Here is a 22,443-nt window from a genome sequence, read left to right as displayed (position 1 = left end):
ACACGGCGATGTGCGAGGGGACAAGGGGATGGAAAACACCACGGACACGGAGCCGCAGGCGGAGCCCGCGCCCGACGGATCCGCCACCGGCGGCGGCACGCCGGACCCCGGCGCGGGGACCGGCGACGAGCGGCGGGACGGCGGTGGTCCGGACGCGGCGCGCGGGCCGGCCCGCCGTCGGCGTCTGCGCCGGGCGGGACGCGTCGCCCTCGGGCTCGTTCTGGTGCTGCTCGTCCCGCTGCTCGCCGGTGAGGCCGCACTGCGCGTGAACTACACGGGCGACCCGGCCGACGGGACGTACACCAGGAGCCGGGACGCGATCTGGCTGGGACATGCCTGGGTCGACGGCCGGAAGGGAGACGGCGATGTCGCCGCGCTGGCGGCACGCCTGCGGCAGACCGGGATACGGGACCTGTATGTGCACGCCGGGCCGCTGGAGGACGACGGCACGCTGCCCGAGTCGGCCTATCGGCAGGCGCGTTGGCTGATTCCGGCCGTGCACCGGGCGCTGCCCGGCGTGCGCGTGCAGGCCTGGCTCGGCGACAGGCTGGCGAGCGAGAGCCCCGACGGGCTGCGTCTGGAGCGGCCCGCGACGCGTGCCGCCGTGGTCGCCTCCACCCGCCAGGTGCTGTCCGCCGGCTTCGACGGCGCCCACTTCGACCTGGAGCCGCTGCACTCCGGCGACCCCGGCTACCTCGCCCTGCTCGACGCCCTGCACGAGGTCACCCGGGCGCACGGCGTGCCGCTGTCGGTCGCCGCCCACCAGATCGACCCGCTCCCGGCGTTCCACTCCCTCTGGGGCACGCTCACCGGACACCCGAAGTGGTGGTCGCAGGCGTACTTCGGCCAGGTCGCCCGCCGCGTCGACCAGATCGCCGTCATGTCGTACGACACCATGCAGCCGCTGCAGAGCCTGTACGGCGGCTATGTCGCCCAGCAGACCTCGCTCGCGCTGGAGGTCACCCCGCCCTCGACCGACCTGCTCATGGGCCTGCCCTTCTACCACGAGAACCGTTTCGGCCGTCGCGCCGCGGCCGAGACGGTCCCGGCCGCCGTCCGCGGCGTCCGGCTGGGCCTGTCCCGCACCGCCGCCGACCGCGAACGCTTCGGCGTCGCCCTGTACGTGGACTTCGCCGCCACGGAGGACGACTGGACCGCGTACCGCAAAGGCTGGGTCGCATCGTCATGACGCCTGCCTGCGTGGGACCATGTTCTTCATGCACATGTTCATGGTGGTGACGGCCGCGGTGCTCGCGACATTGCTGGCTCTGGCGGGCATTGCGAACATCGCGTACGGCTGGGTGCCGCCGTGGGCCCGGAGCAGGGTTCTGCGGCCGAGGCTGTGGGGATACGGTGCGCTGCTGGGCGCGGCCGGATTCGCCCTCTACATGTTCCTGGGCCCGCTCGCCCGGGCCTTCGGCCCCCTGCCGCTGCTCGGCTGGGTCGCGTTCATGGCGGGGCTGGCCCTGCAGTGGATGTCCCAGCGCCCCGGACGCGCGTCCTGACCGGTCGGCCCTCCGCTACGACGGCCGTCTCCCGATCCTGGACCCCAGCCACACGAGCGGGTTGTACTTGCGGTCCACCGCGCGTTCCTTCAGGGGAATCAGCGCGTTGTCCGTGATCTTGATGCCCTCCGGGCAGACCTCGGTGCAGCACTTGGTGATGTTGCAGTAGCCGAGGCCGTGCTCGTCCTGGGCCGTGCTCTTGCGGTCGAGGCCGGTCTCGGCGGCGGCGTCCAGGGGGTGCATGTCCAGCTCCGCGACCCGCATCAGGAAGCGCGGGCCCGCGAACGCCGTCTTGTTGTCCTCGTGGTCGCGGACCACATGGCAGGTGTCCTGGCACAGGAAGCACTCGATGCACTTGCGGAACTCCTGCGACCGGTCAACGTCCTGCTGGAACATGCGGTACTCGCCCGGGCCCACACCGGCGGGCGGCACGAAGGAGGGCACCTCCCGGGCCTTCTGGTAGTTGAAGCCGACGTCCGTCACCAGGTCCCGGACCACCGGGAAGGCCCGCAACGGGGTGACGGTGACCGTCTCCTCGCGGCCGAACACCGACATGCGCGTCATGCACATCAGCCGCGGCCGCCCGTTGATCTCGGCGGAGCACGACCCGCACTTGCCCGCCTTGCAGTTCCAGCGCACCGCCAGGTCCGGCGCCTGGGTGGCCTGGAGGCGGTGGATGATGTCCAGCACCACCTCTCCGTCGTTGACCTCGACCCGGAAGTCCTCCAGGTCCCCGCCCTGCGCGTCGCCCCGCCACACCTTGAAGCGGGCCTCGTAGCTGGTCACTCGTACAGCTCCTCTTCGGCGAGGTACTTGACCAGCTCCTCCTTCTCGAAGAGGGCGAGCAGGTCGGAGCGGATGGGTTCGGTGGTCTCCCGGGACAGCGTGATCTGGCCGCGGACCGGGTCCGTGGCCGCCAGGCCGCCCGTGGGGTCGGTCAGCCGGCACAGCAGGTTGACCCGGCGCCACGTGCGGTCCATCGAGGGGAAGTCCTCCCGGGTGTGCCCGCCGCGCGACTCGGTGCGCTCCAGCGCGGCCCGCGCCACGCACTCGCTGACCAGCAGCATGTTCCGCAGGTCCAGGGCGAGGTGCCAGCCCGGATTGAACTGGCGGTGGCCCTCGACCCCGGCCCGCCGCGCCCGTACCCGCAACTCCGCGAGCTTGTGGAGTGCCTGCTCCATCTCCCCCTCGCGGCGGATGATGCCGACCAGGTCGTTCATGGTCTGCTGGAGCTCCTGGTGGAGGGTGTACGGGTTCTCCGGCGGCCCGCCCGCCGGCTGCTCGCTCTCCGCGGAGAACGGCCGCAGCGCCTCCGCGGCCGCCGTGTCGACCTGGGTGTCGTCCACCGGCGGCCGGGCGAACGCCAGTGACTGGGCGTACTCGGCCGCGTGCCGGCCCGCCCGGCGGCCGAACACCAGCAGGTCCGACAGCGAGTTGCCGCCGAGCCGGTTGGAGCCGTGCATGCCGCCCGCGACCTCCCCGGCCGCGTACAGCCCCGGCACCGAGCGCGCCGCCGCCGTGTCGGAGTCGACCGCGATGCCGCCCATCACGTAGTGGCAGGTCGGCCCGACCTCCATCGCCTCCGCCGTGATGTCGACGTCGGCCAGCTCCTTGAACTGGTGGTACATCGACGGCAGCCGGCGCCGGATGACCTCGGCGGGCATCCGCGTCGACACGTCGAGGAAGACCCCGCCGTGGGGGGAGCCGCGGCCCGCCTTCACCTCGGAGTTGATCGCGCGGGCGACCTCGTCGCGCGGCAGCAGCTCCGGCGGACGCCGGTTGTTGTCCGGGTCGTCGTACCAGCGGTCCGCCTCGTCCTCCGTTTCGGCGTACTTCTCCTTGAAGACGTCGGGGATGTAGTCGAACATGAACCGCTTGCCCTCGGAGTTGCGCAGCACGCCGCCGTCGCCACGGACCGACTCGGTGACCAGGATGCCCTTCACCGACGGCGGCCAGACCATGCCGGTCGGGTGGAACTGCACGAACTCCATGTTCAGCAGCGGGGCCCCGGCGAGCAGGGCGAGGGCGTGCCCGTCGCCGGTGTACTCCCAGGAGTTCGACGTCACCTTGAAGGACTTGCCGATGCCACCGGTGGCGATCACCACGGCGGGTGCCTCCAGCACGAAGAACCGTCCGGTCTCGCGCTCGTAGGCGAAGACCCCGCTGACGCGTCCCTGGTCCTTGAGGATCCGGGTGACCGTGCACTCCTGGAAGACCTTCAGCCGGGACTCGTAGTCCCCGGTCTCCCGGTGGTCCTCCTGCTGCAGGGACACGATCTTCTGCTGCAGCGTCCGGATCAGCTCGAGGCCCGTGCGGTCGCCGACGTGCGCCAGACGCGGGTACTCGTGGCCGCCGAAGTTGCGCTGGGAGATCCGGCCGTCCCCGGTCCGGTCGAACAGCGCGCCCCAGGTCTCCAGCTCCCAGACCCGGTCCGGCGCCTCCTGCGCGTGCAGCTCGGCCATCCGCCACTGGTTGAGGAACTTGCCGCCGCGCATGGTGTCGCGGAAGTGGACCTGCCAGTTGTCGTGCTCGTTGACGTTGGCCATCGCCGCCGCGATGCCGCCCTCGGCCATCACCGTGTGCGCCTTGCCGAACAGCGACTTGCAGATCACCGCCGTACGCGCCCCGCGCTCACGCGCCTCGATCGCGGCGCGCAGTCCGGCGCCGCCCGCGCCGACCACGACGACGTCCCACTCCTGCCGATCGACCACGGACATCAGAAGGCCTCACTCATCAGAACTCGTCAGAAGAAACGGGGATCGTCGAAGGCGCCGGAGGCGACCAGGTAGACGTAGAAGTCGGCGAGCGCCACGCTCACCAGCGACGACCAGGCCAGCAGCATGTGGCGGGCGTTCAGCCTGCCGACGAACTGCCAGGCCCGGTAGCGCACCGGATGCTTCGAGAAGTGCTTGAGCTTGCCGCCCACGATGTGCCGGCAGGAGTGGCAGGAGATCGTGTACGCCCAGATCAGCACGATGTTGACCAGGAAGACGAGGGTGCCCAGGCCCATGTGGCCCCAGCGGTAGTGCGGGTCGCGGAAGGCCAGCACGGTGTCGTAGGTCAGCACGCCGGCGACCAGGATCGCCGCGTAGAAGAAGTACCGGTGGACGTTCTGCAGGATCAGCGGGAAGCGGGTCTCACCCGTGTACGTCCGGTGCGGCTCGGCGACCGCGCAGGCGGGCGGAGACGCCCAGAAGCCGCGGTAGTAGGCCTTGCGGTAGTAGTAGCAGGTCAGGCGGAAGCCCAGCGGGAAGATCAGGATGATGATCGCCGGGGAGATGGCCCACCAGCTGCCGAAGAGCGCCGCGTTCGGGCCGGCGTGCATGGTCCGGCAGTTCTCCGCCAGACAGGGCGAGTAGAACGGCGAGACGTACGGCGCCGCGTAGTAGTCCGCGTTCGCGAAGGCCCGCCACGTCGAGTACACGACGAAGGCCAGCAGGCCGGCGGCGGTGGCCGCCGGTGCCAGCCACCAGCGGTCGGTCCGCAGGTGCGGAGCTTCGATCGCGGCGCGCGCCGGGGACCGTACGCCGCCGCGGAGCGGATGGGGTTCTGTGCCGGGTGGTTCCGTACCAGTGGCCAATGCGCACCTTCCTCTGGGGACTCGCCGCCGGGGCGCCGAAGCCGGTGTCGAGGGGCCGGCCGTGCTCACCGCACTTTGGCCGGGCCTCCACGCGCCCGGCCCCTCGCCTCCGGCGCGCCCCGTCGGCTCACTCGTGGTCGGGTCAGGGTGCGTGGCGGTCGCGGGCGCCGAGACCCTCGTCGTCCGAGTCCGTCCACAGGGAGATGTCGTAGGGCGCGTCGGAGATGGTGACGAGCGCGGGACGCTTCGCCGCGCCCGGGCCTTCGGAGACCTCGCGCAGCAGGGCGACGCTCTCGCGCAGGTGATCGGCGTCGGTGCGTACGCGGCGTATCTCCAGCCCGCCGCCGAGCTGCTGCTCCAGCCGTCCCACCGACCGGAACAGATCATCGAGGGCGCGCTGTACTGACGTCAGGTCGTCGTGCACGGACATGACGTGACCTCACTTCCACGGGCCACACAGGCCCAAGCGGCAACGTTCATGCGCCTGCGAGTGTTGCGCGTCACACCTGCCGGTGGGAAGAGGATGTGCAGCGATTGGCGGATTGCACACCCAGTACGCACGCCCGCACGCGCTCTGTGCGCGCCGGGGGCGCACGTTGCGCCGCACGGGTGACCTTACGGGCCCGGGCCGCCGTGTCGCCCTCGGCTGGCGAACCCTTTCCTCTTCAGTGGGGCCATAGATCTGATCAACTCCAAAATACCGCCAAATGTGATCAGACTGCACCCGTGTCAACCGGCGGGAGCGGCTCCTCGGAGGTAGCACAGATGTCCCACGACGGTGTCGGACCGCGCGCGGTCACGCGCTCGCTCGCCTTCCTCGCCGCGGGTGCGCTCGCGGTGCCCCTCCTGTCCGGCTGCGGCTCCGACGACGAGGGAACCAAGCCGCCGGCCGGTCAGGACGTCGCGTCCGCCGCCCGCCATCTGGTCGCCGACGGTGGCACACTGCGCTGGGCCGTGGACGCCATGCCGGAGACGCTCAACACCTTCCAGGCGGACGCCGACGGCGGTACCACCCGGGTCGCCCAGGCGGTGCTGCCGACCATGTACCGGCTCGACGCCACCGGGCAGCCGCAGCGCGACCCCGACTACCTGGAGTCCGCCCGGGTGGTCGAGACCGAGCCCAAGCAGGTCGTCGTCTACCGGCTCAACCAGCAGGCCGTGTGGAGCGACGGCCGTGAGATCGGCGCCGCCGACTTCGCCGCCCAGTGGCGCGCCCTGTCCGGCCGGGACTCCACCTACTGGACCGCACACAACGCCGGCTACGACCGCATCGAGAAGATCGAGCGCGGGGCCAACGACCTGGAGGTCAGGGTCACCTTCAGCCGGCCCTACGCCGACTGGCAGGCGCTGTTCTCGCCGCTGTACCCCAAGGACGTCATGGGCACCCCGGACGCCTTCAACGACGGGGCGCGCAAGAAGCTGAAGGTCACCGCCGGCCCGTTCACGGTGCAGAAGATCGACACCAAGGCCAAGGACGTCGTCCTCGCCCGCAACCCGCGCTGGTGGGGCCACCCGGCCAAGCTGTCCGGGATCGTGCTGCATGCGGTTCCGCGCGACAAGCGGATCACCGCGCTCGCCGACGGCACCGTGGACGTGGCCGACGTCGAACCCGCCGACGCCGACCGCATCACTCTTGCCGACGGCCCGCAGGGAGGCTCCCCCCTCAAGGGCGCGGGTGGCCGCCAGGCGGCCAGGGCGCTGCGTTCCTGGGCCCTGGTGCACGGCTCCGACGAGGACGCCGCCGACCTCGAGCTCGGCGCCCGTAAGAAGGAGCAGAAGGAGCAGAAGGAGCTGACCAAGCTGCTGCGGCAGCAGCAGGCGCTGCGCGAGGTCCAGGTGCGCAGGTCCCTGGCGCCCGCCTACACCCAGCTCGCCCTCAACGGCTCCGACGGGCCGCTCGCCGACGAGCGCGTACGGCACGCGGTGGCCCGCGCCCTGGACCGGGCGCAGCTCGCCCAGATCGTCCTGAAGCCGCTGGGCCTGCCCGCGGTCCCGGTCGGCAACCACCTGGCCATGCCCGGTCAGGCCGCCTACGCCGACAACAGCGGCGCGCTCGGCGGGCAGGACACCGGCCAGGCGCGGGCGCTGCTCGCGGACGCCGGCTGGGTCGCCGGCGGTCCCATCAAGCAGCAGAAGAAGGGCGAGAAGGCGGCCGGCCCGGAGGGACACGCGGCCAAGGACCAGTCCGACGGCGGCGACGACGGCACGTACATCGTCGGCGAGGACGACGACAAGGCGCACCGGGACGCCGACGGGCAGAAGGAAGCGCGGGACCACAAGGACGGGACGGGCAAACACCCCGGCAAGCCGGGCCGGGACGAGAGCGAGGAGGGGCAGGCCACCGGAGAGGGCGGCGCCAAGCAGCTCGCACAGGACGGCAAGCAGTACACCAAGGACCACCTGACACACGGAGGGGTCCCAGGCGCGTACGCCCCGAAGGGCACCGCCGCTCCGGCGGGCGGCCCGGCCGTCGGCCCGCTGGCCAAGGACGGCAAGCCGCTCGCGCTCCGCTTCGTGCTCCCCTCCGGCCCCGGCTCCGACACGCTGCGCAAGGTCGCCGACCGGATCTCGGCGATGCTGGCCAAGGTCGGCATCGGCACGGAGATCTCCAAGGTCGCGGACGAGAGCTACTTCAAGGACCACATCGCCTCCGGCCAGTACGACCTGGCGCTGTACTCCTGGCCCGCGAGCGCCTTCCCGGCCACCGACGCCCGCCCGATCTACGCCAAGCCGGTCCCGGCCGCCGACGGCTCCCTGAGCGTCCAGCAGAACTACACCCGCGTCGGCACCGACCAGGTCGACCAGCTCTTCGACCAGGCCGTCGCCACCCTGGACCAAGGCGAGGAGCGGGACCTGATCCGCAAGGCGGACGCCCGCATCTGGGCCTCCGCCGGCTCGATCCCCCTCTACCAGCGCCCCCAGCTCGTCGCCGTGCGCAGGACCCTGGCGAACGTGGGCGCCTTCGGCTTCCAGACTCCGGTCTTCGAGGACATGGGCTTCCTGAAGAAGGGGGCGAAGCCGTCCCCGAGCCCCTCCCACCAGCCTTACTGACCTGCCCTGAAGCCCTACTGACCTGCCCCGACACCACCCGGCAGGCCTCAGTGGCAGCAGCCCCGTACCATGGGGTGAGGCCGTGGCATGTCAAGCCCGGCAGGGCGCGCGTACCGAGGACGTACGCGGAGCCTTCCTCACACTCCGGGAGTACGCCGCAATATGGCTGTGACTGCTACGCGTCACGACATCCGCAATGTCGCTATCGTCGCCCACGTCGACCACGGCAAGACGACCATCGTCGACGGCATGCTGAAGCAGGCCGGTGCCTTCGCCGCCCACCAGCTCGAGCAGGTCGACGACCGCGTCATGGACTCGAACGACCTGGAGCGTGAGAAGGGCATCACGATCCTCGCCAAGAACACGGCGGTGAAGTACCACCCCAAGGCCGGCGGGGACCCGATCACCATCAACATCATCGACACCCCCGGCCACGCCGACTTCGGCGGCGAGGTCGAGCGCGGTCTGTCGATGGTCGACGGCGTCGTGCTGCTCGTCGACGCCTCCGAGGGCCCGCTGCCGCAGACTCGCTTCGTGCTGCGCAAGGCGCTCCAGGCCCGGCTGCCCGTCATTCTCTGCATCAACAAGACGGACCGTCCCGACGCCCGTATCGACGAGGTCGTCAACGAGACGTACGACCTGTTCCTCGACCTGGACGCGGACGAGGAGCAGATCGAGTTCCCGATCGTCTACGCCTGCGGCCGTGACGGCATCGCCTCGCTGACCAAGCCGGACAACGGCACGGTTCCGGCCGACTCCACCAGCCTGGAGCCGTTCTTCTCCACCATCCTGGAGCACATCCCGGCCCCGAGCTACGACGCGGACGCCCCGCTCCAGGCCCACGTCACCAACCTCGACGCCGACAACTTCCTCGGCCGTATCGCGCTGCTGCGCGTCGAGCAGGGCGAGCTGCGCAAGGGCCAGACGGTCGCCTGGATCAAGCGTGACGGCTCCGTGCAGAACGTGCGGATCTCCGAGCTGATGATGACCGAGGCCCTGACCCGCAAGCCGGCCGAGAAGGCCGGCCCGGGTGACATCTGCGCCGTCGCCGGCATCCCCGACATCATGATCGGCGAGACGCTGGCCGACCCGGAGAACCCGGTCGCGCTGCCGCTGATCACGGTCGACGAGCCCGCGATCTCCATGGTCATCGGTACGAACACCTCGCCGCTGGTCGGCCGCGGCGGCACCGGCAAGGGCGCCGACGCGAAGGCCGTCGTCAAGGACCGCAAGGTCACCGCCCGCCAGGTCAAGGACCGCCTGGACCGTGAGCTCATCGGTAACGTCAGCCTCCGGGTGCTGGAGACCGAGCGTCCGGACGCCTGGGAGGTCCAGGGCCGCGGCGAGCTCGCGCTGGCCATCCTCGTCGAGACCATGCGCCGCGAGGGCTACGAGCTGACCGTGGGCAAGCCGCAGGTCGTCACCAAGGAGATCGACGGCAAGGTGCACGAGCCGGTCGAGCGCATGACGATCGACGTGCCCGAGGAGCACATGGGCGCCGTCACCCAGCTCATGGGCGTGCGCAAGGGCCGGATGGACAACATGTCCAACCACGGCTCCGGCTGGGTCCGCATGGAGTTCGTGGTGCCCTCCCGCGGCCTCATCGGCTTCCGCACCGAGTTCCTGACCCAGACCCGGGGCACCGGTATCGGCCACTCCATCCACGAGGGCTTCGAACCGTGGTTCGGCCCGCTGCAGACCCGCAACAACGGCTCGCTGGTCGCCGACCGCTCCGGTGCCGTCACCGCGTTCGCGATGACCAACCTGCAGGAGCGCGGTGTGCTCTTCGTGGAGCCGGGCACCGAGGTGTACGAGGGCATGATCGTCGGCGAGAACTCGCGCTCCGACGACATGGACGTCAACATCACCAAGGAGAAGAAGCTCACCAACATGCGGTCCTCGACGGCCGACGTGGCCGAGTCGATCGTGCCGCCGCGCAAGCTCTCCCTGGAGCAGTCCCTGGAGTTCTGCCGGGACGACGAGTGCGTCGAGGTGACCCCGGAGGCGGTCCGTATCCGCAAGGTCGCCCTCGACCAGCGTGAGCGCGCCCGCGCCGCCAGCCGCGCCAAGCACGGCTGACGCACGGCCGCCGCGCGGCCGACACGAGGGGGGCCCTCCTGGCAGCACGCCGGGTGGGCCCCCTCTCGTCGGCGGGCCGAAAAGCCGCACAGGGTTTTCCCTATAACCGTGTGTCAGCTCTCTCGCAGGCCTCTGCCCGGCCATGTGGCGTTGTTACAGTGACCGGAATCTGCGGCTTACCGATCCATCACGACGGTCTGTCCTTGCGCCGAGGCGTCGAGAGAGCATGCTCCGCCCCTGAGCGCAACTGATTTTTTTCGCCGCTCCGTCCGCTATTCGGACAGTCCTGCCCGATAGTTGTGTAACAAGTCCGTTTCGCAGGGATCTTTCACCAAACCCTTTGTCCGGATTTTGGAAGAAGTACGCGGCAGGTGTGATCGAACCGAGACCTTGCAGGTGTGGTTCGCTCCGGTTCGCATGGCAGATAGTTAGGCGCGTAGAGCTCGGATGACGGGTCACGCGCTACTGGAGGCGCCGACTCACGAGCGTGGGGGACACCTGACCATTTCAGGCACCGGTGACGGTGATGTGTCATGTGTCCCCCTATGCGGTGAACCAATGGACTCATGAGGAGGAGCCCCATGCGTGGTGCCAAGAGCGCCAAGTGGGTTGCGATAGCCGCGGTTGTGGCGCTGGGCGCGACGGCCTGTGGTGGTGGGGGCAGCTCGGACAGCGGGAAGTCGAAGGCAGTCGACCCCAACGGCGTGTTCAGCTATCAGAGCAGCGAGCCGCAGCACCCCATCCAGCCGGCCAACGTCATGGAGACCGGTGGTGGCCACATCACCGACGCCCTCTTCAGCGGCCTCGCCGACTACAACCCCAAGACGGGCAAGCTCGAGAACCTCGTCGCCGAGTCCATCAAGCAGGACGACGCCAGCCACTACACCATCAAGCTGAAGCAGGGCTGGACCTTCCACAACGGTGAGAAGGTGACCTCGCACTCCTTCGTGGACGCCTGGAACTGGGGCGCGAACCCGAAGAACGCGCAGCAGAACGCCTCGTGGTTCTCGGACATCAAGGGTTACACCGACGTCCACCCGGACAAGGGCGCCCCGAAGACCGACAAGATGTCCGGTCTGACCACCCCGGACGACTCCACCATCAAGGTCGCCCTGGCCACCCCGGTTCCGTACTGGACCTACAAGCTGGGTTACAGCGCGTTCTACCCGCTGCCCAAGGTCTTCTACACGAACCCGAAGAAGTACGGCGAGGAGCCCGTCGGCAACGGCGCCTACAAGTTCGTCAAGTGGAACCACAACCAGGACTTCCTGGTGAAGACGTACGCCAACTACGCGGGCCCCAAGCCCAAGAACGGCGGCATCGACTTCAAGTTCTACACGACCTCCGAGGCCGCCTACCAGGACGCCGTCTCCAACAACCTGGACGTGCTGGACCAGGTCGCGCCGACCGACATGACCAAGTACCACCAGGACCTGGGCAAGCGCGCGGTCGACGCCCCGCAGGGCGCGATCCAGACCATCGCCGTCGCCGAGTACGCGCCGACGATCAAGAACATCAAGGACCGCGCGAAGTTCATCGAGGGCCTGTCCATGGCCATCGACCGGAACACCATCACCAAGACGGTGCTGGCCGGTTCGCGTGAGCCCGCCACCGGCTTCGTCCCGCCGACCGTCGAGGGCTACAAGCCCAACGCCTGTGGCGATGCCTGCACCTACAACCCGGCCAAGGCCAAGCAGCTGGTGCAGGAGGCGGGCGGCACCAACGCCAGCATCTCGATCCTGTACAACGCCGACGGCGGCCACAAGGAATGGGTGACGGCCGTGTGCGCCAACATCACCCAGAACACCGGCGTCAAGTGCGAGGGCGACGCGAAGGCCGACTTCAAGACGGCCCTGGACGTCCGCACCAAGAAGAAGGTCCAGAGCCTCTACCGCTCCGGCTGGGTGCAGGACTACCCGCTGAACGCCAACTTCCTGAAGGACCTGTACGGCACCACCGCCGCGGGTAACGAGGGCGGCTACTCCAACAAGGAGTTCGACACCCTGGCGGCCAAGGCGGACAAGGCCTCCTCGCTCGAGGAGTCGGTGAAGCTGTACCAGGACGCCGAGGCGGCCCTGTACAAGGACATGCCGGCCATCCCGCTGTGGTACTACAAGACGAACGCGGGTTACTCCGAGAACGTCACGAACGTCAGCTACGACACCTTCGCCAAGCCGGTGTTCGCGGACGTCGAGGTTTACAAGAAGTAACAGGCCGCAACGGTCGATTCACCGAGGCGCCCGCGCAGGCCGCGGGCGCCCCACCGTTCGCAATCGGTGGCCGCCCCGCACCCCCCACAAGGAGAACGCGGCGGGGGCGGCCGCCGGAGCGGCTCACAATGGAGGCTCGATGGGGCGCTACGTCGCGCGGCGACTGCTCCAGATGATCCCGGTCTTCTTCGGGACCACTCTGCTCATCTTTCTGATGGTGTATTCCCTGCCCGGTGACCCCGTCCGGGCGCTGTGGGGCGACAGACCGGCCGATCCTCAGGCGATGGCACGGCTGAAGCACGAGTACTGGCTCGACAGGCCGGTCCTCGAACAGTACTGGCACTACATCAGCAACGTGTTCAAGGGGGACTTCGGCACGAGCTTCGTGACCGGGCGCAAGGTCGTGGACGTCATGTCCGAGGTCTTCCCGGTGACGATCCGGCTGGCCCTGGTCGCGTTCACCATCGAGATCGTGGTCGGTCTGGTCCTGGGCCTGGTGTCCGGCCTCAACCGCGGCAAGTTCTACGACAAGATCGTACTGGTGCTGACGCTGCTGCTGATCTCCATCCCGATCTTCGTGCTCGGTTACGTCGCCCAGACGGTCTTCGGCAACCAGCTCGGCTGGGTGACCCCGACCGTGCAGGACTCCAACGACATCAGTCAGCTGATCCTGCCCGGTGTCATCCTCGGTTCGCTGTCCTTCGCCTACGTCGCGCGGCTCAGCCGGACCTCCATCGCCGAGAACCTGCGCGCCGACTACGTGCGCACGGCCGTGGCCAAGGGCCTGCCGCGACGCCGCGTCATCGGCGTCCACCTGCTGCGCAACTCGCTGATCCCCGTGGTCACGTTCCTCGGCACCGACCTGGGCGCCCTGATGGGCGGCGCCATCGTCACCGAGGGCATCTTCAACGTGCACGGCATCGGCAACACGCTGTACCGGTCGATCAACCAGTCGGACAACACGACCGTCGTCGGCATCGTGACCGTCCTGGTGATCGTCTACCTGGTCTCCAGCCTCCTCGTCGACCTGCTCTACGCCGTCCTGGACCCGAGGATCCGCTATGTCTGAGGCACTCACGACCGAAACGGCCCTGGAGGACGCCGTCGCCACCGCGGCGGCCCCCAACCCCTCCCAGGACAAGCCGCGCAGCCTCTGGTCCGACGCCTGGCGGGATCTGCGCCGCAACCCGTTCTTCGTCATCTCGGCGGTGCTGATCCTTCTGCTGATCGCGATCGCCGCCTTCCCCGGCCTGTTCACCTCGGTGGACCCGAAGCACGCGGACCTCGTCCACCACTACCTGACCGGGCCCAACTGGAGCCACATCGGCCAGGCGGACTGGTTCGGTTACGACGGCCAGGGCCGCAGCGTCTACTCCCGCACGATGTACGGTGCCCGCGCCTCGATCATCGTCGGCACCTTCACCACCCTCGGTGTCGCGCTCCTCGGCAGCGTCACGGGCATGCTCGCGGGCTACTACGGCGGCTGGCTCGACTCGCTGCTGTCCCGCGTCACCGACGTGTTCTTCGGCATCCCGCTGCTGCTCGGCGCGATCGTCGTCCTGAACGCCTTCACCCACCGCACGGTGTGGACCGTGGTGGCCGCCATGGTCTTCCTCGGCTGGACCCAGATCACCCGCGTCATGCGCGGCTCCGTGATCACCGTCAAGCAGCAGGACTTCGTGCAGGCGGCACGGGCGCTCGGCGCCGGCACCTGGCGGATCCTGCTGCGGCACATCCTGCCGAACGCGGTCGCCCCGGTGATCGTCGTCTCCACCATCGCGCTGGGCGGCTACATCTCGCTGGAAGCGACCCTGTCCTTCCTGGGCATCGGTCTGCCGGACAGCGCCGTCTCCTGGGGCAACGACATCTCGTCCGCGCAGACGGTCATCCGTACCGCGCCGCACGTGCTGTTCTTCCCCAGCGCCATGCTGAGCCTCACCGTGCTCGCGTTCATCATGCTCGGCGACGCGGTCCGCGACGCCCTCGACCCGAAGCTGCGCTGAGGGAGGCGTACGTGACGATCATCGAAGACACATCACCCGTCCCCGCCCCGCGCGAGGGCGAGGCCCACGAGGGACCGCTGCTCGAAGTGCGCGACCTGCACGTCGAGTTCCACACCCGCGACGGCGTGGCCAAGGCCGTCAACGGCGTCAACTACAGCGTGAGCGCGGGCGAGACGCTCGCCGTCCTCGGCGAGTCCGGCTCCGGCAAGTCCGTGACCGCCCAGGCCATCATGGGCATCCTGGACATGCCGCCGGCGAAGATCCCGAAGGGCGAGATCCTCTTCCGCGGCCAGGACATGCTCAAGATGTCCGCCGAGGAGCGCCGCAAGATCCGCGGCCGCCGGATCGCCATGATCTTCCAGGACGCGCTCAGCTCGCTGAACCCGGTGCTGTCCGTCGGCTACCAGCTCGGCGAGATGTTCCGCATCCACCTCGGCCTGTCCAAGAAGGAGGCCAAGGCCAAGGCGATCGAGCTGATGGACCGGGTGAAGATCCCGGCCGCGGCCGCCCGCGTGAACGACTACCCGCACCAGTTCTCGGGCGGTATGCGCCAGCGCATCATGATCGCCATGGCGCTGGCCCTGGAGCCGGACCTGATCATCGCCGACGAGCCGACCACGGCCCTCGACGTGACGGTCCAGGCCCAGGTCATGGACCTGCTCGCGGACCTTCAGCGCGAGTACAACATGGGCCTGATCCTCATCACCCACGACCTCGGGGTCGTCGCCGACGTCGCCGACAAGATCGCGGTGATGTACGCGGGCCGGATCGTGGAGACCGCCCCGGTCCACGAGCTGTACAAGCGCCCCGCGCACCCGTACACCCGTGGTCTGCTGGACTCGATCCCGCGCCTGGACCAGAAGGGCCAGGAGCTGTACGCGATCAAGGGCCTGCCGCCCAACCTACTGCGCATTCCCGCCGGTTGCGCCTTCAACCCGCGTTGCCCCAAGGCCCAGGACATCTGCCGTACGGAGATTCCGGCCCTGCATCCGGTCACCGAGCCGGACGGCACCGAACTGCCCGGACGCGGTTCGGCGTGCCACTTCTGGAAGGAGACGATCCATGGCTGAGCCGAGCAAGACGGAAGAGCCGGCCGACGCCACGCCGAACGTCTCCGAGGTCGAGGTGGTGGACGCGCACTCCGAGGAGGAGGCGGTCGCCGCCATCGAGGCGCCGGTCGAGCGCGGTGAGCCGATCCTTCAGGTGCGCAACCTGGTCAAGCACTTCCCGCTGACCCAGGGCGTCCTGTTCAAGAGGCAGATCGGCGCGGTCAAGGCCGTCGACGGTGTCTCCTTCGACCTCTACCAGGGCGAGACCCTGGGCATCGTGGGCGAGTCCGGCTGCGGCAAGTCGACGGTGGCCAAGCTCCTGATGCACCTGGAGCGGGCCACGGCCGGCGAGATCTTCTACAAGGGCCAGGACGTCACCCGGCTGTCCGGACGCGCCCTGAAGGCCGTGCGCCGGAACATCCAGATGGTGTTCCAGGACCCGTACACCTCGCTCAACCCGCGTATGACGGTGGGCGACATCATCGGGGAGCCGTTCGACATCCACCCGGAGGTGGCACCGAAGGGCGACCGCCGCAAGCGCGTCCAGGAGCTCCTCGACGTCGTCGGCCTCAACCCCGAGTACATCAACCGGTATCCGCACCAGTTCTCCGGCGGTCAGCGCCAGCGCATCGGCATCGCCCGCGGCCTCGCGCTCAACCCCGAGATCATCATCTGCGACGAGCCGGTCTCCGCGCTGGACGTGTCGGTCCAGGCGCAGGTCATCAACCTGATGGAGCGGCTGCAGGACGAGTTCAACCTCTCCTACATCTTCATCGCGCACGACCTGTCGATCGTCCGGCACATCTCGGACCGCGTGGGCGTGATGTACCTCGGCAAGATGGCCGAGATCGGCACGGACGAGCAGATCTACGACCACCCGACGCACCCCTACACCCAGGCGCTGCTGTCGGCGGTCCCCGTGCCGGACCCGGACGCCCGCGAGCACCGCGAGCGGATCATCCTCACCGGCGACGTGCCGTCCCCGGCCAACCCGCCCTCGGGCTGCCGGTTCCGCACCCGCTGCTGGAAGGCACAGGACAGGTGCGCCGAGGAGGTCCCGCTCCTCGCCGTCCCCGAGCGCTTCAAGGGCGCCGACACCCCGGCGGCCCACGAGTCGGCCTGCCACTTCGCCGAGGAGAAGGACGTCGTCCACGCGGGCTGAACCCGTACGACCGACACCGAGGGGCGCTGCGAGCCGGAGACGGCCCGCGGCGCCCCTCGTCGTGTTCCGGCAGGGGCCTCCATCCGGCTGGAGTGGCGCCCACTCCGGTGGGGCAGCGATGCGATGTGCGGCTTATGTGCTGATATGTAACCGTAAGGCATCGGTGTCGCGGCGCCGGCGGCAGCGCACCTGGAGGAGGCACCCCATGCGTGGAGCCATGCACGCGAGGCGGGCCGCCTGTGCGGCGGCCGCGGTGCTGGTGGCCACCGCCTGCGGGACCAGCGCGGGCAGCGGTGGCGCCGGGGTGCTCACATCCTCCTGGGGCGACCCGCAGAACCCGCTGGAGCCGGCCAACACCAACGAGGTGCAGGGTGGCAAGGTCCTCGACATGGTCTTCCGCGGCCTGAAGCGGTACGACCCGAGGACCGGCAAGGCCCAGAACATGCTCGCGGAGAAGATCGAGACCACGGACTCGCGCAACTTCACCATCACCGTCAGGGACGGCTGGCGGTTCAGCAACGGCGAGGCGGTCACCGCCAAGTCCTTCGTGGACGCCTGGAACTACGGCGCCGGCCTGAGGAACAACCAGAAGAACGCGTACTTCTTCGGCTACATCGAGGGCTACGACAAGGTCCACCCCGACAGCGGCCCGCAGACCGCCGACACCCTGTCCGGCCTGAAGGTCACCGGCCCGAGGACCTTCACCGTCAGGCTCAACCAGAAGTTCTCCACCTTCCCCGACACCCTCGGCTACGCGGCCTTCGATCCCCTGCCCACGGCCTTCTTCACCCACCACTCCGCCTGGATCGACAAGCCGATCGGCAACGGGCCCTACCTGATCGACTCGTACACCAAGGGCTCCGCCATGGCCCTGAAGAAGTGGAACGGCTACCCCGGCGCCGACAAGGCCCGCAACGACGGTGTGAGCCTCCTGGTCTACACCGACAGCAACACCGCCTACACCGACGTACTGGCCGGCAACCTCGACCTGGTCGACGACGTGCCCGCCACCCAGCTCAAGAACGTGAAGACCGACCTGGACGGCCGCTACATCAACACCCCGGCCGGCATCCTGCAGACGCTGGCCTTCCCGTACTACGACCCGAAGTGGAACACGAGCGGGGCGCAGAAGGTCCGCACGGGCCTGTCCATGGCCATCAACCGAAAGCAGATCACCGACACCATCTTCCGGCGCACCCGCACCCCGGCCACCGACTGGACCTCCCCGGTCCTCGGCACCGACGGCGGCTACCAGGCCGGCCTGTGCGGCAGCGCCTGCGAGTACCACCCGGCCCAGGCCAAGAAGCTGATCCAGGAGGGCGGCGGGATTCCCGGCGGCCAGTTGAAGATCACGTACAACGCGGACTCGGGCTCGCACAAGCAGTGGGTGGACGCCGTGTGCAACTCCATCAACAACGCACTCGGCAACGACAAGGCCTGCGTCGGCAACCCGATCGGCACCTTCGCCGACTTCCGCAACCAGATCTCCCAGCACAAGATGTCCGGTCCCTTCCGGGCCGGCTGGCAGATGGACTACCCGCTCATCCAGAACTTCCTGCAGCCGCTGTACTACACGAACGCCTCCTCCAACGACGGCAAGTGGTCCAACAAGCAGTTCGACAGGTTCGTCGACGAGGCCAACGCCGAGTCCGACAAGGCCAAGGCGATCAGGCTCTTCCAGCAGGCCGAGGGCGTCGTCAGGGACAACATGGCCGCCATCCCGCTGTGGTACCAGAACGGCAGCGCGGGCTACTCCGACCGGCTATCGCACGTGGCGCTCAATCCCTTCAGCGTCCCCGTCTACAACGAGATCAAGGTCGGCTGAGCCGCCATGGGGCGCTACGTCGCACGGCGGCTGCTGCAGATGATCCCGGTGTTCGTCGGAGCCACGCTGCTGATCTTCCTCATGGTGAACGTGATGGGTGACCCCATCGCGGGCCTGTGCGGCGAGCGGACCTGCGACCCGGCGACGGCCGCCCAGCTGAGGAGGGAGTTCGGCCTCGACAAGCCGCTCTGGCAGCAATACCTGACCTACATGGGGAACCTCTTCACCGGCGACTTCGGGACGGCGTTCAACGGCCAGCCGGTCACCGAGCTGATGGCGACCGCGTTCCCCGTCACCATCCGGCTGACGATCGTCGCGATCGTCTTCGAGATCGTCATCGGTGTCACCCTGGGTGTGCTGACCGGGCTGCGCCGCGGCCGGCCGGTCGACACCTCGGTCCTCGTCCTCACCCTGGTCGTCATCTCCGTACCCACCTTCGTCACCGGCCTGCTGCTCCAGCTGCTGCTCGGTGTCCAGTGGGGGTGGATCAAACCGTCGGTCTCCCCGGCGGCGACCTTCGGCGAGCTCATCGTGCCGGGCCTGGTCCTCGCCTCCGTCTCCCTCGCCTACGTCACCCGCCTGACCCGCACCTCCATCGCCGAGAACCGGCGCTCCGACTACGTCCGTACCGCCGTCGCCAAGGGCCTGCCCAGGCGCCGTGTGGTCGTCCGGCACCTGCTGCGCAACTCGCTCATCCCCGTGGTCACCTTCATCGGCACGGACATCGGCGCCCTGATGGGCGGCGCCATCGTCACCGAGCGCATCTTCAACATCCACGGTGTCGGCTACCAGCTCTACCAGGGCATCCTCCGCCAGAACACGCAGACCGTGGTGGGCTTCGTGACGATCCTCGTGCTGGTCTTCCTGGTCGCCAACCTGCTCGTCGACCTCCTCTACGCCGTACTCGACCCGAGGATCCGCTATGCCTGAGCAGCCGCCGTACGAGCCCGAAGGCGCCATCGCCGGGACCGGAATGGGCGGTGCGATGGACCTCGCGGCGAGCGAGGCGACGACTCTGGAACGGACCCCGGGCGGCCCGGAGGGCACGGGTCCGGCGGGCAAGCCCCGCAGCCTGTGGTCCGACGCCTGGCGAGACCTGCGCCGCAACCCCGTCTTCGTCGTCTCGGCGCTGGTGATCTGCTTCCTGGTCGTCATCTCGGTCTGGCCGTCCCTGATCGCCTCCGGAAACCCCCTGCAGTGCGACCTCGCCAAGTCCCAGGAGGGCCCCCAGCCCGGCCACCCGTTCGGCTTCGACGGCCAGGGCTGCGACGTCTACACGCGCACCGTCTACGGCGCCCGTACGTCCGTGACCGTCGGCGTCTGCGCCACCCTCGGCGTCGCCCTGCTCGGCTCGGTCCTTGGAGCCCTGGCCGGATTCTTCGGCGGGTTGTCGGACTCCCTGCTGTCCCGGACCACCGACATCTTCTTCGCCATCCCGGTCGTCCTCGGCGGTCTGGTCCTGCTGTCGGTGGTGCCCAGCAACACCGTCTGGCCGGTCATCGGGTTCATCGTGCTGCTCGGCTGGCCGCAGATCTCCCGCATCGCCCGCGGTTCGGTCATCACCGCCCGGCAGAACGACTACGTCCAGGCCGCCCGGGCCCTGGGCGCCTCCAACTCCCGCATCCTGCTGCGGCACATCGCGCCCAACGCGGTGGCACCGGTGATCGTCGTGGCGACCATCGCGCTCGGCACGTACATCGCGCTGGAGGCGACCCTGTCGTACCTCGGTGTCGGACTGAAGCCGCCGAGCGTGTCCTGGGGGATCGACATCTCCGCCGCCTCGCCCTACGTCCGCAACGCCCCGCACGCGCTGCTGTGGCCCGCGGGCGCGCTCGCCGTCACGGTCCTGGCCTTCATCATGCTCGGCGACGCGGTGCGCGACGCCCTCGACCCGAAGCTGAGGTGAACCGCCGTGCTGCTCGAAGTGCGCGACCTGTACGTGGAGTTCCGGACCCGGGACGGGGTCGCCCACGCCGTCAACGGCGTCACCTGCCAGGTAGACGCCGGAGAGACGCTCGCCGTCCTGGGGGAGTCCGGCTCCGGCAAGTCCGTCACCGCGCAGGCGGTCATGGGCATCCTGGACACGCCCCCCGGCAGGATCACCGGCGGCGAGATCCTCTTCCAGGGCCGGGACCTGCTGAAGCTGAAGGAGGAGGAGCGGCGCGGGATCCGGGGCGCCGGGATGGCGATGATCTTCCAGGACGCGCTGTCCGCCCTCAACCCCGTGCTGAGCGTCGGCGACCAGCTCGGCGAGATGTTCGTCGTGCACCGGGGCATGTCGCGCCGGGACGCGCGGGCCAGGGCCGTCGAGCTGATGGACCGGGTGCGCATCCCGGCCGCCGCCCAGCGGGTGCGCGACTATCCGCACCAGTTCTCCGGCGGTATGCGCCAGCGCATCATGATCGCCATGGCGATGGCGCTGGAACCGGCGCTCATCATCGCCGACGAGCCCACCACCGCCCTCGACGTCACGGTCCAGGCCCAGGTCATGGACCTGCTCGCGGACCTTCAGCGCGAGTACCGCATGGGCCTGGTCCTCATCACGCACGACCTCGGCGTCGTCGCCGACGTCGCCGACCGGATCGCGGTCATGTACGCGGGCCGGATCGTGGAGTCGGCGCCGGTCCACGACATCTACAAGCGGCCCGCGCACCCGTACACGCGCGGCCTGCTGGAGTCGATCCCGCGCCTGCACCTGAGGGGCCGGGAGCTCTACGCCATCAAGGGTCTGCCGCCCAACCTCGTGCACATCCCGCCGGGCTGCGCCTTCCACCCGCGCTGTCCGATGGCCCGGGACGTGTGCCGCACGGACGTACCGCCCTTGTACGACGTCTCCGACAGTCGCGGCAGCGCCTGCCACTTCTGGAGGGAGTGCCTCGATGGCTGAGCCGATCCTGGAGGTGAGCGGGCTCGTCAAGCACTACCCGCTGACCCGGGGGATCCTGTTCAAGAAGCAGATCGGGTCGGTGAAGGCGGTCGACGGCGTCGACTTCACCCTCGACCGGGGCGAAACCCTGGGCATCGTCGGGGAGTCCGGCTGCGGCAAGTCCACCGTCGCCAAGCTGCTGTGCCACCTGGAGCGGCCGACGGCGGGCGTCATCAGGTTCAAGGGTGAGGACATCACCAACCTGTCCGGCAGGGCGCTGAAGGCGGTGCGGCGCAACATCCAGATGGTGTTCCAGGACCCGTACACCTCGCTCAACCCGCGTATGACGGTGGGCGACATCGTCGGCGAGCCGTACGAGATCCACCCGGAGGTGGCCCCGAAGGGCGACAGACGCCGCAGGGTGCGGGAACTGCTGGACGTGGTCGGCCTCGACCCGGAGTACGTCAACCGCTACCCGCACCAGTTCTCCGGCGGGCAGCGCCAGCGCATCGGCATCGCCCGCGGGCTCGCCCTGCGCCCCGAGATCATCGTCGCCGACGAGCCGGTGTCCGCGCTGGACGTGTCGGTGCAGGCACAGGTGATCAACCTGATGGAGCGGCTGCAGTCGGAGTTCGAGCTGAGCTACGTCTTCATCGCCCACGACCTGTCGATCGTGCGGCACATCTCCGACCGGGTGGGGGTCATGTACCTCGGGCGGATCGTGGAGACCGGCACCGGCACCGAGATCTACGACCATCCCACGCACCCCTACACCCAGGCACTGCTGTCCGCCGTGCCCGTGCCCGACCCGGAGGCCCGGGAGCGCCGGGAGCGGATCATCCTCTCGGGGGACGTGCCGTCCCCGACCAACATCCCCTCCGGGTGCCGCTTCCGCACCCGCTGCTGGAAGGCGCGGGAGCGGTGCGCGCTGGAGGTGCCGGCGCTGGCGGTGCCGGCCGAGTTCCGGTTCACCACCGGGCCCGCGGCGCACGACTCGGCGTGCCACTTCGCGGAGGAGAAGCAGGTGGTGCCCCCCGAGGAGCACAACAGCGGCCTGCCGTAGCCAGGCAAATGCGGAGCAACTGCGTTAACAAACAGGCAACTCGGCCGAAG

General features: G+C 69.2%; 18 protein-coding genes. 14 read left to right on the top strand and 4 right to left on the bottom strand.

All coding sequences use genetic code 11. The annotated features are described in order from the left end of the window. The first annotated feature begins 28 nt into the window (after nt 1-28). Nucleotides 29-1,189: a hypothetical protein gene (locus tag AB0A61_RS21430; protein ID WP_361294246.1), complete on the top strand. Its 1,161-nt coding sequence runs from the start codon at nt 29-31 to the stop codon at nt 1,187-1,189. A 28-nt stretch (nt 1,190-1,217) separates the two neighbouring features. Beyond that, a complete protein-coding gene (locus tag AB0A61_RS21425) occupies nt 1,218-1,505 on the top strand; it encodes a hypothetical protein (protein WP_361294243.1) in 288 nt (95 codons plus the stop codon). A 15-nt stretch (nt 1,506-1,520) separates the two neighbouring features. Here the strand turns inward: AB0A61_RS21425 and AB0A61_RS21420 are convergent, their stop codons facing one another. The 4 genes from AB0A61_RS21420 to AB0A61_RS21405 form a co-directional block, all read right to left on the bottom strand. Continuing rightward, nucleotides 1,521-2,291, bottom strand: a complete 771-nt coding sequence (locus AB0A61_RS21420) for a succinate dehydrogenase/fumarate reductase iron-sulfur subunit (RefSeq protein ID WP_361294240.1) — start codon at nt 2,289-2,291, stop codon at nt 1,521-1,523. Then, nucleotides 2,288-4,222, bottom strand: a complete 1,935-nt coding sequence (locus AB0A61_RS21415; protein ID WP_361294237.1) for a fumarate reductase/succinate dehydrogenase flavoprotein subunit — start codon at nt 4,220-4,222, stop codon at nt 2,288-2,290. Before AB0A61_RS21415 ends, AB0A61_RS21420 begins: the two co-directional genes overlap by 4 nt. A gap of 26 nt (nt 4,223-4,248) precedes the next feature. Then, nucleotides 4,249-5,085 carry a hypothetical protein gene (locus AB0A61_RS21410; protein ID WP_361294234.1) on the bottom strand — a complete coding sequence of 279 codons (837 nt, stop codon included), beginning with the start codon at nt 5,083-5,085 and terminating at the stop codon, nt 4,249-4,251. A gap of 142 nt (nt 5,086-5,227) precedes the next feature. Next, nucleotides 5,228-5,515 (bottom strand): hypothetical protein, encoded by a 288-nt coding sequence (locus AB0A61_RS21405; RefSeq protein WP_361294231.1) that lies wholly within the window; start codon nt 5,513-5,515, stop codon nt 5,228-5,230. Nucleotides 5,516-5,850: 335 nt separating this feature from the next. Between AB0A61_RS21405 and AB0A61_RS21400 the strand changes: the two genes are divergently transcribed. The 12 genes from AB0A61_RS21400 to AB0A61_RS21345 all read left to right on the top strand — a co-directional run bounded on the left by AB0A61_RS21400 (nt 5,851) and on the right by AB0A61_RS21345 (nt 22,393). After that, on the top strand, nt 5,851-8,136 hold the full coding sequence (locus tag AB0A61_RS21400) for an ABC transporter family substrate-binding protein (RefSeq protein WP_361294228.1): 2,286 nt from the start codon (nt 5,851-5,853) through the stop codon (nt 8,134-8,136). 162 nt (nt 8,137-8,298) lie between these two features. Next, nucleotides 8,299-10,215: a translational GTPase TypA gene (gene typA, locus AB0A61_RS21395; protein WP_361294225.1), complete on the top strand. Its 1,917-nt coding sequence runs from the start codon at nt 8,299-8,301 to the stop codon at nt 10,213-10,215. 581 nt (nt 10,216-10,796) lie between these two features. Then, nucleotides 10,797-12,425 carry an ABC transporter substrate-binding protein gene (locus AB0A61_RS21390; protein WP_361294222.1) on the top strand — a complete coding sequence of 543 codons (1,629 nt, stop codon included), beginning with the start codon at nt 10,797-10,799 and terminating at the stop codon, nt 12,423-12,425. A gap of 139 nt (nt 12,426-12,564) precedes the next feature. Continuing rightward, the gene (locus AB0A61_RS21385) at nt 12,565-13,494 is read left to right on the top strand and encodes an ABC transporter permease (RefSeq protein ID WP_361294219.1); all 930 of its coding nucleotides are present in this window, start codon (nt 12,565-12,567) and stop codon (nt 13,492-13,494) included. Further along, nucleotides 13,487-14,428 (top strand): ABC transporter permease, encoded by a 942-nt coding sequence (locus AB0A61_RS21380; RefSeq protein WP_361294216.1) that lies wholly within the window; start codon nt 13,487-13,489, stop codon nt 14,426-14,428. The genes AB0A61_RS21385 and AB0A61_RS21380 overlap by 8 nt, the downstream gene beginning before the upstream one ends. 11 nt (nt 14,429-14,439) lie before the next feature. Beyond that, nucleotides 14,440-15,498, top strand: coding sequence for an ABC transporter ATP-binding protein (locus AB0A61_RS21375; protein WP_361294213.1), 1,059 nt, complete (start codon nt 14,440-14,442; stop codon nt 15,496-15,498). Continuing rightward, nucleotides 15,491-16,639 (top strand): dipeptide ABC transporter ATP-binding protein, encoded by a 1,149-nt coding sequence (locus tag AB0A61_RS21370; protein WP_361294211.1) that lies wholly within the window; start codon nt 15,491-15,493, stop codon nt 16,637-16,639. The genes AB0A61_RS21375 and AB0A61_RS21370 overlap by 8 nt, the downstream gene beginning before the upstream one ends. A gap of 205 nt (nt 16,640-16,844) precedes the next feature. Beyond that, nucleotides 16,845-18,464: an ABC transporter substrate-binding protein gene (locus tag AB0A61_RS21365; protein ID WP_361294208.1), complete on the top strand. Its 1,620-nt coding sequence runs from the start codon at nt 16,845-16,847 to the stop codon at nt 18,462-18,464. A gap of 6 nt (nt 18,465-18,470) precedes the next feature. Continuing rightward, nucleotides 18,471-19,394: an ABC transporter permease gene (locus AB0A61_RS21360; protein WP_361294205.1), complete on the top strand. Its 924-nt coding sequence runs from the start codon at nt 18,471-18,473 to the stop codon at nt 19,392-19,394. Beyond that, on the top strand, nt 19,387-20,370 hold the full coding sequence (locus AB0A61_RS21355; RefSeq protein ID WP_361294202.1) for an ABC transporter permease: 984 nt from the start codon (nt 19,387-19,389) through the stop codon (nt 20,368-20,370). The genes AB0A61_RS21360 and AB0A61_RS21355 overlap by 8 nt, the downstream gene beginning before the upstream one ends. 6 nt (nt 20,371-20,376) lie before the next feature. After that, nucleotides 20,377-21,351, top strand: a complete 975-nt coding sequence (locus AB0A61_RS21350; protein ID WP_361294199.1) for an ABC transporter ATP-binding protein — start codon at nt 20,377-20,379, stop codon at nt 21,349-21,351. Next, nucleotides 21,344-22,393, top strand: a complete 1,050-nt coding sequence (locus AB0A61_RS21345) for a dipeptide ABC transporter ATP-binding protein (protein WP_361294196.1) — start codon at nt 21,344-21,346, stop codon at nt 22,391-22,393. Before AB0A61_RS21350 ends, AB0A61_RS21345 begins: the two co-directional genes overlap by 8 nt. Nucleotides 22,394-22,443 lie beyond the last annotated feature (50 nt).

Origin of the sequence: Streptomyces sp. NPDC046197 (genome assembly GCF_040646295.1) — a bacterium.
Lineage (GTDB): Bacteria > Actinomycetota > Actinomycetes > Streptomycetales > Streptomycetaceae > Streptomyces.
Note: the sequence above shows the minus strand (reverse complement) of the source record. Positions and strands in the feature narration are given on the sequence as shown.

Excerpts from the sequence above, each read along its gene's own strand:
- AB0A61_RS21385 (WP_361294219.1), top strand. The coding sequence starts at position 12,565 with ATGGGGCGCTACGTCGCGCGGCGACTGCTCCAGATGATCCCGGTCTTC.
- AB0A61_RS21345 (WP_361294196.1), top strand. The coding sequence starts at position 21,344 with ATGGCTGAGCCGATCCTGGAGGTGAGCGGGCTCGTCAAGCACTACCCG.
- AB0A61_RS21415 (WP_361294237.1), bottom strand. The coding sequence starts at position 4,222 with ATGTCCGTGGTCGATCGGCAGGAGTGGGACGTCGTCGTGGTCGGCGCG.
- AB0A61_RS21380 (WP_361294216.1), top strand. The coding sequence starts at position 13,487 with ATGTCTGAGGCACTCACGACCGAAACGGCCCTGGAGGACGCCGTCGCC.
- AB0A61_RS21425 (WP_361294243.1), top strand. The coding sequence starts at position 1,218 with ATGCACATGTTCATGGTGGTGACGGCCGCGGTGCTCGCGACATTGCTG.
- AB0A61_RS21400 (WP_361294228.1), top strand. The coding sequence starts at position 5,851 with ATGTCCCACGACGGTGTCGGACCGCGCGCGGTCACGCGCTCGCTCGCC.
- AB0A61_RS21405 (WP_361294231.1), bottom strand. The coding sequence starts at position 5,515 with ATGTCCGTGCACGACGACCTGACGTCAGTACAGCGCGCCCTCGATGAT.
- typA (WP_361294225.1), top strand. The coding sequence starts at position 8,299 with ATGGCTGTGACTGCTACGCGTCACGACATCCGCAATGTCGCTATCGTC.
- AB0A61_RS21355 (WP_361294202.1), top strand. The coding sequence starts at position 19,387 with ATGCCTGAGCAGCCGCCGTACGAGCCCGAAGGCGCCATCGCCGGGACC.
- AB0A61_RS21360 (WP_361294205.1), top strand. The coding sequence starts at position 18,471 with ATGGGGCGCTACGTCGCACGGCGGCTGCTGCAGATGATCCCGGTGTTC.
- AB0A61_RS21365 (WP_361294208.1), top strand. The coding sequence starts at position 16,845 with ATGCGTGGAGCCATGCACGCGAGGCGGGCCGCCTGTGCGGCGGCCGCG.
- AB0A61_RS21390 (WP_361294222.1), top strand. The coding sequence starts at position 10,797 with ATGCGTGGTGCCAAGAGCGCCAAGTGGGTTGCGATAGCCGCGGTTGTG.
- AB0A61_RS21370 (WP_361294211.1), top strand. The coding sequence starts at position 15,491 with ATGGCTGAGCCGAGCAAGACGGAAGAGCCGGCCGACGCCACGCCGAAC.
- AB0A61_RS21430 (WP_361294246.1), top strand. The coding sequence starts at position 29 with ATGGAAAACACCACGGACACGGAGCCGCAGGCGGAGCCCGCGCCCGAC.